This is a genomic window from Corallococcus exercitus, from assembly GCF_003611585.1.
Lineage (GTDB): Bacteria > Myxococcota > Myxococcia > Myxococcales > Myxococcaceae > Corallococcus > Corallococcus exercitus.
This window is the reverse complement of sequence record NZ_RAVW01000075.1, coordinates 1-14,794: the sequence shown is the minus strand read 5'-3', so window position 1 is coordinate 14,794 and position 14,794 is coordinate 1. Positions and strand designations below refer to the sequence as shown.

General features: G+C 68.8%; 11 protein-coding genes. 1 reads left to right on the top strand and 10 read right to left on the bottom strand.

What is annotated here, in order from left to right; translation table 11 throughout:
• Positions 1 to 94: 94 nt before the first annotated feature.
• The 8 genes from D7W79_RS12325 to dnaN form a co-directional block, all read right to left on the bottom strand.
• Positions 95 to 1,252: a hypothetical protein gene (locus tag D7W79_RS12325; protein ID WP_147441899.1), complete on the bottom strand. Its 1,158-nt coding sequence runs from the start codon at positions 1,250 to 1,252 to the stop codon at positions 95 to 97.
• A 257-nt stretch (positions 1,253 to 1,509) separates the two neighbouring features.
• Positions 1,510 to 1,923 carry a hypothetical protein gene (locus D7W79_RS12320; RefSeq protein WP_147441898.1) on the bottom strand — a complete coding sequence of 138 codons (414 nt, stop codon included), beginning with the start codon at positions 1,921 to 1,923 and terminating at the stop codon, positions 1,510 to 1,512.
• Between the two features lie 46 nt (positions 1,924 to 1,969).
• Positions 1,970 to 4,963, bottom strand: a complete 2,994-nt coding sequence (locus tag D7W79_RS12315) for a CHAT domain-containing protein (protein ID WP_244221729.1) — start codon at positions 4,961 to 4,963, stop codon at positions 1,970 to 1,972.
• Complete coding sequence (locus tag D7W79_RS12310) at positions 4,963 to 5,508, bottom strand: RNA polymerase sigma factor (RefSeq protein ID WP_120525559.1); 546 nt, start codon at positions 5,506 to 5,508, stop codon at positions 4,963 to 4,965. Before D7W79_RS12310 ends, D7W79_RS12315 begins: the two co-directional genes overlap by 1 nt.
• An 82-nt stretch (positions 5,509 to 5,590) precedes the next feature.
• On the bottom strand, positions 5,591 to 7,543 hold the full coding sequence (locus D7W79_RS12305) for an SAVED domain-containing protein (RefSeq protein ID WP_244221728.1): 1,953 nt from the start codon (positions 7,541 to 7,543) through the stop codon (positions 5,591 to 5,593).
• 5 nt (positions 7,544 to 7,548) lie between these two features.
• Positions 7,549 to 8,418 (bottom strand): nucleotidyltransferase domain-containing protein, encoded by an 870-nt coding sequence (locus D7W79_RS12300; RefSeq protein ID WP_158616949.1) that lies wholly within the window; start codon positions 8,416 to 8,418, stop codon positions 7,549 to 7,551.
• Between the two features lie 192 nt (positions 8,419 to 8,610).
• Positions 8,611 to 9,819, bottom strand: coding sequence for an ATP-binding protein (locus D7W79_RS12295; RefSeq protein ID WP_120525557.1), 1,209 nt, complete (start codon positions 9,817 to 9,819; stop codon positions 8,611 to 8,613).
• Between the two features lie 112 nt (positions 9,820 to 9,931).
• Positions 9,932 to 11,038: a DNA polymerase III subunit beta gene (gene dnaN, locus D7W79_RS12290; RefSeq protein WP_120525556.1), complete on the bottom strand. Its 1,107-nt coding sequence runs from the start codon at positions 11,036 to 11,038 to the stop codon at positions 9,932 to 9,934.
• Positions 11,039 to 11,300: 262 nt separating this feature from the next.
• Here dnaN and D7W79_RS12285 point away from each other — a divergent pair, with 262 nt between their 5' ends.
• Entirely contained in the window at positions 11,301 to 11,804 is a 504-nt protein-coding gene (locus D7W79_RS12285; protein WP_120525555.1) for a DUF6748 domain-containing protein, read from the top strand.
• Positions 11,805 to 11,849: 45 nt separating this feature from the next.
• Here D7W79_RS12285 and D7W79_RS12280 read toward each other — a convergent pair whose 3' ends face one another.
• Positions 11,850 to 14,120, bottom strand: coding sequence for a caspase family protein (locus D7W79_RS12280; RefSeq protein WP_120525554.1), 2,271 nt, complete (start codon positions 14,118 to 14,120; stop codon positions 11,850 to 11,852).
• Positions 14,117 to 14,776, bottom strand: coding sequence for an ActD-like protein (locus D7W79_RS12275; RefSeq protein WP_208729711.1), 660 nt, complete (start codon positions 14,774 to 14,776; stop codon positions 14,117 to 14,119). Before D7W79_RS12275 ends, D7W79_RS12280 begins: the two co-directional genes overlap by 4 nt.
• Between the last annotated feature and the right edge of the window lie 18 nt (positions 14,777 to 14,794).

Genomic DNA, 14,794 nt, shown 5'->3' with positions numbered 1-14,794 from the left:
GGAGGAAGTCGATGAAGTAGCTGGGAAGAGGATTGCTCATGGCATGAAGATCACGATGGGCGCGGCCGTTATTACCCGCGCCCATCGCCGACCTTCAGCCTGGCGTCACGAGCCGCACCGCCGGGTCGCCCAGCAGGACGTAGCGGGTGACGTCGTGCCGCTCCATCCACAGGCGTGCTCGCTCGATGCGCACGTCCAGCGGCAAGGGTTCCTTGGATGGCTTCGCAGCATCCTGCTGGTGCTGCCGGCCCAGCCGGGCGTCCAACTGGCCCGCGTGGCGCAAGAGCATCTGGAGCGACACGCCCGCGCGGTAGCCCTGCAGCAACTTCGTCATCACCGACTCAAGCCGGTAGACATGGGACTGGCCCGTCAGCACGTCGTGGAAGGCATGGATCCAGGCCATGTCCAGGTGGGCGATGACCGCGAGCGGTCCCTCGGGATTCGCCAGCGCGGCCTGCGGCAGAGCCGCAGTGAACGGGCGCCCATCCGCCGGGCGTGACCAGCGGATGCTTTCCAGAACGCGTGGAGACGCGTCCCTGGACTCCACGAACTGCTTCATCCAGGGCTCATACACACTCTGGAGCGGCGTGCCCGCCCCGAAGCAGGCGAGGTAGAACCAAACACCGCCTGGAAGGAACCGGCGTCGCCGGAGCTCCGCTGGCGTCAGCGCCACGCCTCCCCCCAGGGACATGTTGCCCTGCTCCTGTCGCTGGGCCAGCGCACTGCCCCAGCCTCCTTCGGGGGCCCCCAGTCCGTGGCTCATCGTGAAGAGCAGGCTTGGAACATCCGCTCCAGCCACTTCAAACAGTCGCTCCAGCGCCCCTTCCGGAAGCGCCTCCTCCAAGATCTCGCTCGCGGGGAAGTGCCCCTGACCAAGCTCCTCCCGGCACCGCTCGACGGTAGGCGCGACGAGGGTTCGCTGCCCCACCCGCGTGGCGACCGTCATGTCGTCGACGGCGAGGTACACCGCACGGGCCCGCCGGTGCGGCTCGGCGTTACGGGCATGGGCCAGCACCTTCTCGACGTAGGACGTGTAGTCCGCCTCCTCATCGAATGCCAGGCGGCCCACGAAGCACCCACCGTCCTCCACGAGGGAGGTCTGCAGCTCCAGCGAGAGCTCATCCAGCCCTCCCGCCAGCAACACATACCTCGGATGCTCCCGCTCGGGACGCGTCCATGAATGCAGCGTCCGGACGCGGAAGACATCCGCCTGGACCGCATCCGTTCCTGGCGGCACCCGGTAGGTCTCCACCGGAGCCCCCTGCTCCTGGGACCGCAGTTCACACAGGCGAGCAAGGCGGACTTCCACCGCCCGCCCCCGCGGCGTGTCCGGGACCAGCAACGCCCAGCGCTGTTCACGCAGGTGGTCCGGTGGTCCCGCGAAGTTGTGGAGATGGGAAGGTGTGGGCACCGGCTCCGGCGCTGGTGCATTCGCGAAGGCTTCCCAAGGGAGGCCCTCTTCCAGGAAGGACCTCCCGCTTCCAGCATGGGCCAGCAGTAGATGGAAGGTCACGGCTTCCCCTTCTTCGTATCCGGAAGCCGCTCAGTGGGGGCGGGAGTCTTCGCCGTGCCCTCCACGCCCTGGCGGAGCGCCGACGCCTTCTCAGGCTCGGGGAGCGTCAGGCCGGGACGGTCCGTGCCGGAGCCCGCCTTGGTGCCCCCCGCGTTGGTGTCTGTCGGCGGAGGACCCAGGAAGACCGCGGCCCCTTCCGACCGGACCTGGGCCTCGAAGCTGGGGCGCTCCGAATGGGTGCCATGGACTTCAAAAAGGATGCGGTCCACTCCGTCCATCACCCCAGACCCGACGAACCCCTTCATGGACGTCTCGATGTAGACCTGACGTCCCTCCTCGGGTTGTCCCTCGAAGAACGGGCGGCCATCCCACTTCGAATACACCTGTGGCTTCAATGCCTTCCCATGCATTGTCTCTCCTCCTGAAAGATGTTGACTGCGTTCGGGCGGCGTCTGCCTATTCGAAGACCAGGACCCCGTTAACCCAGCTGTTGGACGCACTTCGCTGCAACCACTGCTGCCGTTCGTCGCGAACCGCCGTGCCGAGCGGGCTCCCCGCACGGAGGCGGTCCCGCACGTTCCCGAAGAACACGGACGAGTCCTCGTCGGGGATGGACAAGGTCGCCGCCACCACTCCGCGAGCCCCTGCGGCCAGGAAGGCATTGGGGAGGCTGCCGAGTTCGTGGAGGGCCGTCGTACCTCGTGCCGCCTCACAGGCCGCGAGGATGACGAGGGGGGCCTTGGGCAGCTTCATCTTGCGGATGAGCTCCTCGGTCAGCATGTCCGAGCCGTTCGTCTCGGGGGCCAGCAACAGGTAGGTGCTCTTCGGCCCCGGCGCGACCTTTCCATGGGTCGCCAAGTCGATCTCCGAGGCCTTGGGCATTTCCGCCAGCACGCGGCTGGGAGTGGCCGCCAGGTCGGTCAGGGTCATCAGATCCTCGTCGGGCGTGATGCGCGCAGTCCACCGCAGTGGCGTTTCGTTACGCTGTTCGGCGTAACGGACCTCGTTGACGACCAGGTGGGTGCCCCGTCCCACCGGAGGTTGCCGAGCCACGGCCAGGGCCCGGTAGCGCCAGGCCATGTCCGCAGGCAACAGGCCCGAACGGCCCTGGAGGGGCGGCCGGGCCAGCACGTCCACCGAGGCGCAGGGCCGCAGGGCTTTCACCATGTCCGGTGGGACCACGTCGGTCATGTCCACCGGCATCCGCTCCGTCCGCGACGGCAGGTAGCGCTTCAGGAGCTGTCCATCCGCCCCGCGCCCCACCAGCAACTGTCGCTCCGTGTCCTCGGTGAGGCCCAGGACACAACTTCCCGGTGTGTCGAAGCCCAGCTCGCTCCCAAAGCGTGCCAGGGCCGTCGCGAAGTCCTCTCTCCGGGCATCGTCGAAGATGAGCGAGGTGAAGCCGTAGGCGCGGGCATGTTGCGCCGTGATGTCCGTCCAACCCGCCACGCTGGCCGCGGCCTCGGCACGTGTCGCCTGTTCGATGGCGTCCACCAGCAGCGCATGCCCTTGCGCAGGGTCCGCCTCCAGGAGGAACCGTCCCTGGAGGGACTTGACGAAGGCATGCTGGCCTTCCGTCACCGGGGGATCCGAAGCCAATCCCTGCTGCACGGCCTCCACGTCTCCGGCAGCACGACGGGTCCGGGCGATGTCCGCCAGCGCGGCCACCCCATGCTGGGTCAACGGCAGCCCGGTGGCCAGTGCCTGGTTGATTTCATCCCGGGCCACATCCAGCTCCAGTGCCTTGATGGCCAGATGCGCCAGGTTTTCATGGATGTTGCGCGCGAGTTCCTTCCCGCCCCCCATCAGCAAGGCCTCTCCGAAATAGGCCCGGCCCAGCGTCACATCCGCGGCCATGCGGGCCACGCTGCCAAGCGCCTGGAGCAGCATGCGCTCCTGCTCCCACTGGCCCAGTCTCGCCTGGGTGAGACCTTCACGGGCGAAACGCTCTGCATCCTGAAGCTGGAAGAGCCAACCGGACACATACGCCAGATCGTTGCGGACCTCCGTGCACCGATAGACGAGGTGCTCCTGCGTGCAGAGTTCCAGTGCCTGTCTCAGGTCCGAGAGCGCGAGATCATACCGGTCCTTCTGGCGTGAGCGGTCCGCGCGTTCCTGCAGCGCCAGGACCTTGAACCATGGATCCGGGCTGCTGTTTCCCAGTGTGATCAGCTTCTCCGCGTACTCCGAGTCGGGTCCCCGAGGTGAGAACATCACCAACGCGCCCAGCGTGATGTCGTCCTCGTTCGAGGCCAGGAAGGTACGCAGCAGGGGTTCTTTTCCAGAGGGTTCCACCGTCCCCATGGCCCACCGGCCGTAGGCCTCCGCCAGGGGGGCCCGGCGTGAGAAGTCCCGGCTCGCAACCGAGCGGAGATAGTCGGCCAGCACGGTCTGCTGGCCTGCTTTCGCGTCCAGTGCCTCCGCCAGCGGAAGGAGCGCGAGCACATCCTCGCGCGAGGTGCGGCTTCGCACGGCATGGTAGAAGTCACGCCGCATCATCGGTACATCCGCGTACCGCATGGCCTCATCAAGCGCCTGGGCACCGCGCGCCACAAGCTCTGCGCCCGCGCTGTTCGCGGCCTCCCATCGCTGCTGACGCGTCGTCACGTCCGCGAGCTTCCTGCGCTTCTCGCGGGCCTCGGCGCGCCAGGCGGGGTTGGTCTCCTGCGCCTCGACCGCCTCCAGGTCCTGAATGGCTAGCAGCGGCAAGCCCAGGTCTCGGTACACGAGCGCGCGGTTCCAGTGTGCCTGGAGATGGGTGGGCTTGAGCTCGAGGGCCTGATGGAGCAGTCGCAAGGCTTCTCGAAGTTCGCGCAGCGCCCAGGCCGGATCCTGGTTCTTCGAGGAGGCGTAGTAGGCCGCGCCCATGTCACTGAGCACGTCGGCCGGGTCCCCCTGCCGCTCGGCGTGCATCCGCGCCAGGAGGTCCTTCGCGTTCTTGGGCTCCGGGGGGCCCGCTGTCAGGTACGCGGCCACAAGCTGGGACAGGTCACCCCGCCGCTCCAGCTCACTCATCACCGTCAGCGGCCTACTGGCGGTGGCGGAGGGCGTGCCTCCGCCCATCAACGCCTGGGCGGGTCTGCGGTACTGGTCCGCCCCCGGGTAGGTGACACGTGCTTCCAGCGTCCGCGACGTCCCGGCCCACAGCGCGGGCTCCGGAGAAGACACCCGCCGGCCCACTCCGCCTACGCCCAGGAGCACCCCGAGCGCGACCGCGACCAGGGCCGCCCCTGCGGCGAACCATCGGTTGCGGGGCATGGCGTGCCACGGAATGGTGATGGGGCCGTGCCGTTCCAGGTAGCGCCGTCCCATCTGATCAAGTTGGAGGTGCCGCGTCAGCGCCGTCTGGCAGTGCGCGCAGTCCGCCAGGTGTTTGCCAAACGCCTGGGACTCCGCGAGCGGCAGGTCCCCATCCGCGAAGAGCGGCAGTTGGTCACAGGGCTTGGACATCAGTGGGTTCCTTCATCGACGTAAGGCAGGAGGAGTTCGTTCAACCGCTGGCGCGCATCGAACAGGCGCTTGGCCACGGCATTCGGCTTGATGTTCAGGCGCCTGGCGATCTCCTGGTTGCCCAGGCCCTGGACGTGGAGCAGGAAGGTCACGCGCTGCAGTTGAGGGAGCTGGTCCACGGCCCGGTCGAAGCGCTCTGGCGTGATTCGCTCGTAGGTGGACGTGCTTTCCCCCTGGCCCAGGGTCCAGCGGGTGATGGTCGGATCGTCCTCGGCACGTTTCCGACCCATGGCGCTCCGCTGCAGGTCCACGAAATGGCGGTTCATCACGGCGATGAGCCAGCCATCCATGGGCTCATCTCCCTGGTCATCCAGGGAGCCCGCGAAGTGCTTGATGAAGCGCAGGAGCGTCTCCTGCACGAGGTCCTTGGGGTCCAACCCCTGGGCCCCCCTGCAGAGCCGCTCCGCGATGGGCAGCAGCAAATGGTAGTACTTGTCCTGCCAGTGGTCGTAATTAAGGGCCACGCGCTCCCCGGCGTTCGTCATGACCGCATCTCCGGTCCTTCCCCACCAGGGAAACGGAGGACAGGGCGGATGTTACGTCGGCCTTCGCGCGTGCCACGGTGGGTCATCGCCGCCGCTTCTTCGGGGCCTCGTGCGGGTTCCAGGGCAGTTCCACATAGCCCTCAGGTCCTTTCCGGAAGTTGAAGAGCCTGAGGCGAGGCAGTGCCCTTGGGTTGTAGACACGCCCCAGTGCCGCCGCGAGGCTGGCGGGACAGGCCATGGCCAGCCAGATCTCCTGAACCTGGGGCAATGTTTTCCGGATGCGCTCCAGGCAGCTCAAGAACTCGTCCTGCGCCCGAGCAGAGTCGTCCGGCCCTCCCAAAGCGGTCTGGGAGGGCCCTCTGGCCGCGACGAGGCGAAGGAGAACGGGAGGTCTCTCATGCCCCAGCCAGCGAGCCACATCCTCCTCGGTCACGGACAAAGTCACCTCCACGGAGAGGGCCAGGCGCCCCCCGGCTTCGCGACAGGCTTCGGGAGTCGGCCAGGGGTCCTGCTTGAAGAATGGCTCCGTGGGCAGAGAGACGGTGCTTCCCGAGTCGTAGAAGCAGTCCCATTCATCGCTTCCCATCCTTCGGGGCTGGTAGGCCTTGAGCCCCATCCGGTTCAAGCGCCACCCCAGGTGGAACATCAGGGGCAGGGGGGCACGCGCGAAGAGATGGATGCGGGCGGCCTTGGTCCCCAAGGACTCCACGAGCGCATCCGTGCGACGCAGGGCCTGGCGCCACTCCGATGACGACGAGGGCAAGGCATCCCCCACCTTGTTGAGGGGTTGAAGGACCAGGATTTCCCTGGAGTTCCCTGCCAAGGCCCGTCGTACCGCGGCGGGAGCCACGTTGTAGTTCAGCTCATACGCCAAGGAGATGTCGCCTGAGAAGGCCTCAGGCAGGGCCTCCTTCTCCGAGAACATCACCCGGCGAGGCGCCACAGGGACTTCAGGCTTGCGAGGTGAGGACACCAGGAACTGAAGCGAAGCCCAATCGAGCGAATCGGCCGGGAGCGCCTTCAGTGCGGCTTGATAGGCCTCATGTAGCGGACGCTTGAGCTGACAACGCGTGCGATAGAACGCGCGGGTCAGGGCCACCGACCCGGTCACCGAGAGTGGCATCAGGGAGGCAATGACGGCGGGAATCCCCAGCTTGTGAAGATGCAGGGCCACCCCCCCGAACATGAGCCCAACATCACCGGGGTGCCCTCCATGGCAGGCGCTCAAGACCACGGCGTGGAGTTGAGAGGCGTGCTCCTGGCCCAGAAGGTTCGACAGCCCGTTCATTCCGATGGGCAGGGGCCGACTGGGACGGGAGGGATCCGACCCGACCAGGCCGTAGGTTCCGTCCGCCAGCTTCGTCCCGTGGCAGAGAAGGTGGAGAACCCGAAAGGGGTTGCCTTCCTGCTTCGCCCGGTTCAAGCACTTCCGAAGGGCTTCAAGGCTCAGCTCCGGGCAGACTTCCACGCGTGAATCGAAGTCGGGGCAGGCCCCCCTCAGAGCCTCCAGGTGCTGTGGCCCTCCCACGGCGCCACCCGCGTCGGACCAGGCGAACAGAACGCGCCCCGGTTCGCACCCGGGAGAGGGAAAGCGAGGCTCGCTCGCCCACTCCTGCGTAATCACGCAGTGCTTGAGGGCTCCCAGCCGACGCTGATCCGTGAGCAGCGCCAACGGCCAGGGAAGGGTGAACAGCTCCATCGAGTTGAACCGGAGCCGCAGCATCAATGGCGCTCCCGTGTCCTCGGCCTGGAACATTTCCCTTTCATAGATCCCCCACCCCCCTTGCTCCTTCAGTGCGTCCAGCAGGAACCCCCGCAGCAGAACTCCGATGCGGGACTGATCCGCTTCCGACATGCGCGGTTGATTCAGGGCAGCCTTCAAGGCTTCCATGCGGTCCCAGGGGAACACGCTGTGTCCCGACCGGCCGTGCATGTCGATCGAAGTGTAGGACTGAGGCATGCCGTCGAATGCATGCGCCTGACCCGGGTTCTCCGAACGCAACAACTGGAGCGTCAGCTCGCGCGGCGGGTGCATGGCGTCTACCTCACCGGAAAGTCGGGGCCCAACAACTCGCGCCAGACCTCGTTCGCAGAAGCCATCTGCCCCCTGCGTTCCTGCTCGAGCGCCCAGGTTGCCTGGCGCAGCGCACCCGAAAGCCGTTGCTGGGCTTGCTGGAGCTTTCCCGCGCTGATTCCGGCGTTGACGGGAGGCCCCAGCCCCGCCGGCTCCGGGCACGTCTGTTCGACGCGCTCGCTCATGAACTTGAGCAGGTGCGTCAGGCCCTCTGCATAGCTGGCTGCCTGTGGAAGGGTGGCGATGCCTTCGTAGGCCATGACCTCCAGCAGGAACGAACGCGCCGGCCGGCCCTGTTGCTGATTCCAGCGCTTGATGGCCTTGATGAGCGGCTTCAGCTTCTTCTTCGCGCGCTCGTTCACGGCGTCACAGATCGCCTGATGACGACGGGGGTCACTCAGGATCCACGTGCCCTGGTTCAGATCAGGGATGTGATAGAGGTTTCGCTGCCTCGGATCCTCAATTGCAGGGACCACATCGAAACCGATGCCCGTCCCAGTAAAGTCGATGTTCACTGAGCGGTTCTGCAAACGCGCTTCCTTGTCAGAAAACTCTGCCTCAAGCGCGTGCTTCACGCGTAGCAGGAACGCCTCGGGTGAGAGCGTCTCTCCCTTCCCGTTTCCCCCTGCGAAGATGAGAAAGAGATCAATGTCGTGCAGAGGCCGGATGGCCGTGTTCCGGCCATAGGACCCAGAGAGGATGGATTCCTTGGGCCCGAGCTGGCGGCGCATTGCGTCGAAGACTTGACGCTCCTGCCGTTTCGCCTCGCGTGCCTCACCCTCGTGTAATTCGAGGGACTGCATGAACCTTTCAAATGCCTGCGCCACGGTCAGCATCGTTGAGTCTCCCTCTCTCATCAGGGAAACGATGGGGACCCGGGGAATTACATCGCAGCCGCCGCTCCGCGTTCAGCAGCGCGGTCTAAGCCTTCTCCTCCTTGGACAATAGAGGCAGCGCCGCCTTGCCCGCTGCGGGGGCCGCGCCAAATCCGGAAACCGACGCAGCCACCTGCCCACCGGCGTCTGTCTTCAGCCGCCCTGCCGCAGCGCCGCGTGACGCGCCGCCTGCACCAGTGCGACCAGATCCCCGTTGCGCGCCACGTCTCCCACCGCGGGCTTCGCGCGCTCCGGGGAGAACAGCCGCGCGGGCGTGCGCGCTTGCCCTCTCAACATCACGAAGAGGCGCAGCGCGTCCCGCAGGGCCTCCGCCTCCGGCCCCTCCTCCGTGCGCGCGCGCTGCGCGGCCTGCTCCAGCCGTGCCCACGCGACCTCTTCACTCCACGCGCCCCGGGGCCGCTCGCGCGACAGGGCCGCCAGCGCCGCCGCCGTCTCCACCAGCCCCGCGCGCCCTTCCGTGAAGACGCTCCGCGCGGACAGCCGCAGCGCGGGGTCCTCCGACAGCGCGGCCCGCCAGGACAACAGCGCGGGCAGCTCCGGCTCGCGCGGCACCACCGGCGCCAGCTCCGCCTCCAACACCGCTCGCACGCGCACCCGTGCCACGTCGTGCCAGAAGGCCGCGTGCAACAACAGCTCCGGCCCGCTGCGCGCCACCCGCGTCGGCGCTCGGCGCATGCGCCGCTGGAGGAAGTCCTTCACCCGCCCCCGGCTGTCGTAGCGCTCCAGCCGCTCCCACAGCGCCACCAGCGCGGCGGCGCCCAGGGGCAGCGCACGGGCCAGCTCCCGCGCCTCGTCGTCGGAGAACGCCGGCGCCCCTTCCGTCACGGGGCGCTTGAACACGCGCTCGAACACCTCGCCCGCGGCGCACGCGGCGCGCAGCTCCGGCAGGTTGCGCGGCAACAGCTCCACCGCCTGGGCCCAGACACGGCCTCCCAGGAACGGCGCCGCGTCCAGCACCTCCGTCTCCAGGCGCAACAGCCGCTCCCCCAACGTCGCGGGCACGCCCTCCGCTTCGTCATCCGACGACGAGGACAACCGCCGCTCCGCCGCGCGCTCCACGGCCTCGCGCAGGCGCTCCACCTCGTGCATCAGCCGGACGGGCGCCGCGTCGCGCGGCCAGCCTTCCGCCTCCACCCGGCGGCGCAGCGCGGCCAGCGTCGCGTCCACCTCCGGCTGGGCCGCGGCCACCTCCCGCAGCAGCTCGAAGTGGTTGCGCGTCCGGTCCTTCCAGAAGAAGGACTCCAGCACGCCCTTGAGCGCGCGGTAGCGCAGGCGCGTGGCCTCCAGGAGGTCCGCTCGGTCCTCCAGCCGCGCTTTCAGATCATCCGGACGGGTGGCCACGCCCCCATCATAAGGAGACCCCGCGCCGGGCGCAGGCCTCCCCTTGGCGCGGAGCGTCAGGCCCGGAACGCTGCCACCCTACCGACGTGGGAAGGTGGACGGAGACCCCGGCTCAGACGCGCATGGGCATGACCACCGCGGTGAAGCTGCGGTCGCCGGGGCCGTGCAGCACGCCCGGGCTGTGCTCGTCGCCCAGCTCGAAGCTGACCTCGTCCGTCTCCGTCACGCCCAGGACGTCCATCAGGTAGCGGGCGTTGAAGCCGATGGTGATGTCGTTGCCCTTGTAGTCCACGTCCAGCGCGTCGCGCGCCTCACCCAGGTCCGGGTTGCTGGCCGTGATGAGCAGCTTGCCCTTCTCCAGCCCGATGCGGATCGCGTTGCTCTTGTCCGCGGACAGGAGCGCGATGCGCTTGAGCCCTTCCAGCAGGCGCACCTTCGGGACGAGGACGACCTTCTCGCCCTCCTTGGGGATGACGCGCTGGTACTCCGGGAACTGCCCGTCGATGAGGCGCATCACCATGGTGAGGCCCGGCTTCTTGAACAGCGCCGAGTTCTCCGCGAACCCCAGGTGGCACTCCGCGTCCGGGGCCTCGTCCAGCAGGCGCTTGAGCTCCATCAGGCCCTTGCGCGGGATGATGACGCCGCTCTTGAGCTTGAAGTCGCCGGACATCTCGCGCTCGATGAGCGACAGCCGGTGGCCGTCCGTGGCCACCATGCGGACCTTGCCGCTGGACTGGGGCTCGAAGAAGACGCCGTTGAGGATGTAGCGCGTCTCGTCGCTGGAGATGGCGAACTGGGTCTTCTTGATCATCTCAAGAAGGACGTTGCCGGAGATCTGCACCAGCGGCGCGTTCTCCTCCTTGGGCAGCTTCGGGTACTCCTCGGCGGCCATGCCGACGATCTTGAAGTGCGCGGAGCCGGAGGAGATGTCGACGTAGTTGTTCGCCAGCTTCTTGAGCGTGACCTCCGCGTCCGGGAGGTTCTGCACGATGTCGAAGACGTACTTCGCGCTCAGCGTGACGGCGCCCGGCTTGGACACGTCCGCGGCGTGCTCGGACACGATGCCGATGTCCAGGTCGAAGGCCGTGACCGTGATGCTGCCCTTGTTCGCCGTGAGCAGCACGTTGGCGAGGATGGGCATCGTCGTCTTGCGCTCCACGATGCCCTGGGCGCGGTAGAGGGCCTTCTTCAGCTCGTCGGCGGCGATGCGGAATTCCATCGTGGGCGTCCTTACAGGTCACGGCCCCGGAGGCCGATCTCTTGGGGCGCGGGTCTACAACGAACGGATGGCCCCTTCCACCGTCTTGGCACCCCTTTATGGACATGATCCGCCCGGTTCCGGACTGTCCGGGCGTCCAGGTGGGACATGGAGGAAAATGCCCCAGCCGCCCTGGTGGGCGGGCGCGCGGCCGGGCAGAGTGGACCCGGCCGTTGCCCTCCTGCGTTGAAGGAGGGCACCCCGTCCTCCTTCCGGAGTCGCCATGAACGCCCGCTCCCTGATCCTGTCCGCCGTGCTCGTGCTCGGCCCGGTGGCGTGCAGCACGCCGTCCTCCCCTCCCGCGCAGCCGTCCGGCGACATGTCCGGCGCGGCGGCACCCGCCGACCTGAAGCGGACCGACGTGGATGCGCCCCCGGGCGCCGCCAACGAGCCCGGCACGGCCGCCCCCACCCCCTCACCCGGAGACGCCACCATGACCACCAGCACCGTCTACATCGTCAAGGACAACGGGAAGCGCTGCTTCGCCCCGCCCTGCGACCACTACGACCTGTTCAGCGCGGACGCGCCGGACAAGAAGCTCCAGTCCGTCCATGAAATCGACCTGAGCGCCATCACCGGCGGGGACGACGCGAAGATGGGTGAGCTCCTGCAGCGCGCCTCCAAGGGGGGCCCTGGCCTCAAGGTGGAGGGCTCACTGGACAAGCGGCTCAAGGCCGGCCCGGCGGGCGACGCCATCGTCCTGCGCGCCACCCGCGTCGTCGGCTGATGGAAGTTCACCGGGACCGCATCATGCGCGGTCCCGGCCGCGGCCTCAGAGCCGCACACCCACCTGGAAGCCGGGCCAGCGCTGCATGCGCGTGTCCGCGTCGATGGTGTGCGAGCGCACCGGCAGCGTGGTCAGCTTCGCGAACTCCGGCTCGCCCCACGTGAACGCCACGTTGTAGGTGGGGCCGGCGAACACGGCCAGCCTCGGCATCACCTGGAAGCCCAGCATGGCGCGCCCCTGCGTCAGCAGGGTGTTGGTCCTGCCGGAGAACGGGTCGCGCGTGGAGAGCACCTGGCTGCCCGCGACGTCCACGTCCACCCAGAAGCGCGAGCCCAGCGGGATGTGCCCGCCCAGCCCCAGGCCCAGGCTGAAGCGCTGGAAGCGGTCGTCCGGTCCAATGCCCGCGAGCAGCGTCGTGTAGAAGTGCCTGCCGCCGAACTTCAGCGCCAGGTTGGTGAGCTGCACGTCGCTGCCGAACACCTCCAGGTGCAGCTGGCCCTTCTTCTCATAGCTGACCAGGCCCACCGGCGCGCCGTGCACCTCGTCGGAGACGTTCACGAGCCCCAGCTGCATGCCGTGCACCGTGTCCGCGATGTTGATCAACCCCAGCTGCATGCCGGACACGTCCCCGCCCAGGTTGATCAACCCCAGCTGCATGCCGGTGAGGGACGGGGCGCGGTTGAGCAGCACCGACCCCTGGATGCCCCGCGCGGCCGTCGCCACGGAGTTGACGCCCAGCGTGAACTGCACGCCCTTCATCGTGCCGTTCGCGTGATTGACACCCAGTGACAGCTGCATCCCGGTGGCGTCCGCCGTGGTGACGTTGGCGCCCAGCGCCGCCTGCATGCCGCCCAGCGTGCCGCGCGCCACGTTCGCGCCCAGGGCCAGCTGCCCCACGCCGTCCATGTCCCCGTTGGCCACGTTGAGCCCCAGCGTCGCCTGGGCGCCCCGCACCGCGCCGCCCGCCACGTTGGTGACCAGCGACAGCTGCGCGCCGTCCACGTCCGCGCCGGACGTGTTGAAGCCCAGCGCCATGGCCACGCCGGACACCTCCGCGTCGTACACGTTGCCCGCCAGGCCCAGCGCCAGCCCGCCGCCCAGCGCCGCGCCGCCGTTGACGACGCCCAGCGCGAAGCGGTTCTCCACCTGCGCGCGTCCCGCCCTCAGCGTGTTGGTGCTCATCGTCGGCACGAGGCTCAGGTTCACCGGGAGCTGGAGCCGCCCCTGGGGGGACAGCGGGGCGATGGCGCCTCCACCGCCGCCGCGCATCACGGTGGCCTCGTGGCCCACGCCCAGGAAGTCACCGGGAGCGAGCGGCGTGCGCACGCCCTCCTTCAGCGTGAAGGCCGTCTCGGACACGCCGCCGTCGAACTCTCTTCGCGCGCGGTACGCGCCGGGGGCCAGGCCCAGCTCGGTGGCGCGGCCGGACACCTTCTGCACCTCCACCACCAGCGTGCCCACCGCGTCGCGCACGTACAGGCGGCCCTCCAGCGGCTCGGTGAGGACCAGGCCCGCGGTGGTGGCGCGCAGGTCGGTCATCACCAGGTCGCCGGTGCCGGCCAGCTCAATGTCGTAGTTGGGGTGCTGCGCGCCGCCCTGCGTGCGCTCCGTGCGCGCGAGCGTTTCGTGGAAGGCGAACTGGTAGGCCTCCGTGAGGGTGACGCGGCCGTCGTGGGTGACGTCCGCGGCGCCGCGCAGGCCGGACAGCAGGTGGTGCGTGAAGAACGAGCCGCCCAGCCGGTCCGACTCCTGCGAAGCCTCGTCCGCGCTGGACGAGGTGAGGATGGCGTGGCCCTTCACCTGGATGCCGGAGTCCACCAGGAACGCGGGCCGCGCGACGCCGCCCTTCTTGCGCGCGAACGCGCCGGACGCGCACGAATCCAGCACCGCGATGCGCACGTCCGCGGGCAGCCCCTCCAGCGAGCGGCGCAGCTCGCCGTAGTCCAGGCGCTGGCCCTTGAGCAGCAGCCCCTCGTCGTCCGAGTGGCCGGAGTAGTACAGCAGCACCTCCACGCGGCGGGCCCCTGACGCGCGGACGCCCTCCGCGAGCTTGCGCACCCGGTCGAAGCCCGCGAGCACGCCCGCACGGTCCACGTCCGTGAGCAGCACGCGGTCCTGGGGCAGCACGCCGCCCAGCTCCGACAGCACCAGGGCGAAGGCCTTCGCGTCGGTCTCCGCGTAGCGCAGCCGCACGCGCTCCGGGCCGCCGTCGTTGACGCCCACGAACAGGGCCAGCCGGCGCACGGCGGAGGCTTCCGCGGCGTGGGCGGAGGACACGGCGCCCAGCGCGAACAGGAGGATGACGAGCGCTCTCATGGGGAGGGCTTCTCCAGCAGGAAGGACGTCTGGCCCAGGCCCGGGGGCAGGGTCAGCGGCGCGGTGCGCGCCTCGGGGGAGGTGGCCAGGACGCGCGCGGCGGCCATCACGCCGTCCAGTTCGAAGGGGGCGTCGGCGGTGATGAGGAAGAAGCGCTCGAAGCCCGGGGCGTCGTCCAGCTCGTAGGCGCGGGGCAGCAGGTGCGTGCCGCTTCGCTCCAGGGGCGCGGACGTGTCGCCCGGGTCGGGCAGGTGCGGGGTGACGGTGCCCCGGCCGTCCACGGAGAGGATGACGCCGTGGGCGTGGCCGGCGGCCGTGTACGACAGCTGCACCACGTCACCGGCCTGGGCGGGGGCGCCGTCGGTGAGGCGCTCGGTGCGGGTGGCGGCCTGGCGGTGCACGTCGAGCCGGGGCTGGAGTCCCTTGCTGCGCGTGGGCTCCAGGATGCCGGGGGTGCCTCCGGTGCCATTCGCCGACCAGGGGTCGCGCGCCTCCTGTTCCTGGGACGACGCTCCCGGCCGGACGAGGACGAAGAGGGTCGCGGCGGCGAGCACCGGCACCAGGGCGGGCAGGAAGCGCCAGGAAGGGCGCGACGAAGGGGCCTCGGCGCGGGGCGCGGCCTGTCTCTTATACGCATCTCCGAGCCCACGAGACATGCGCAGATCTCGTATGCC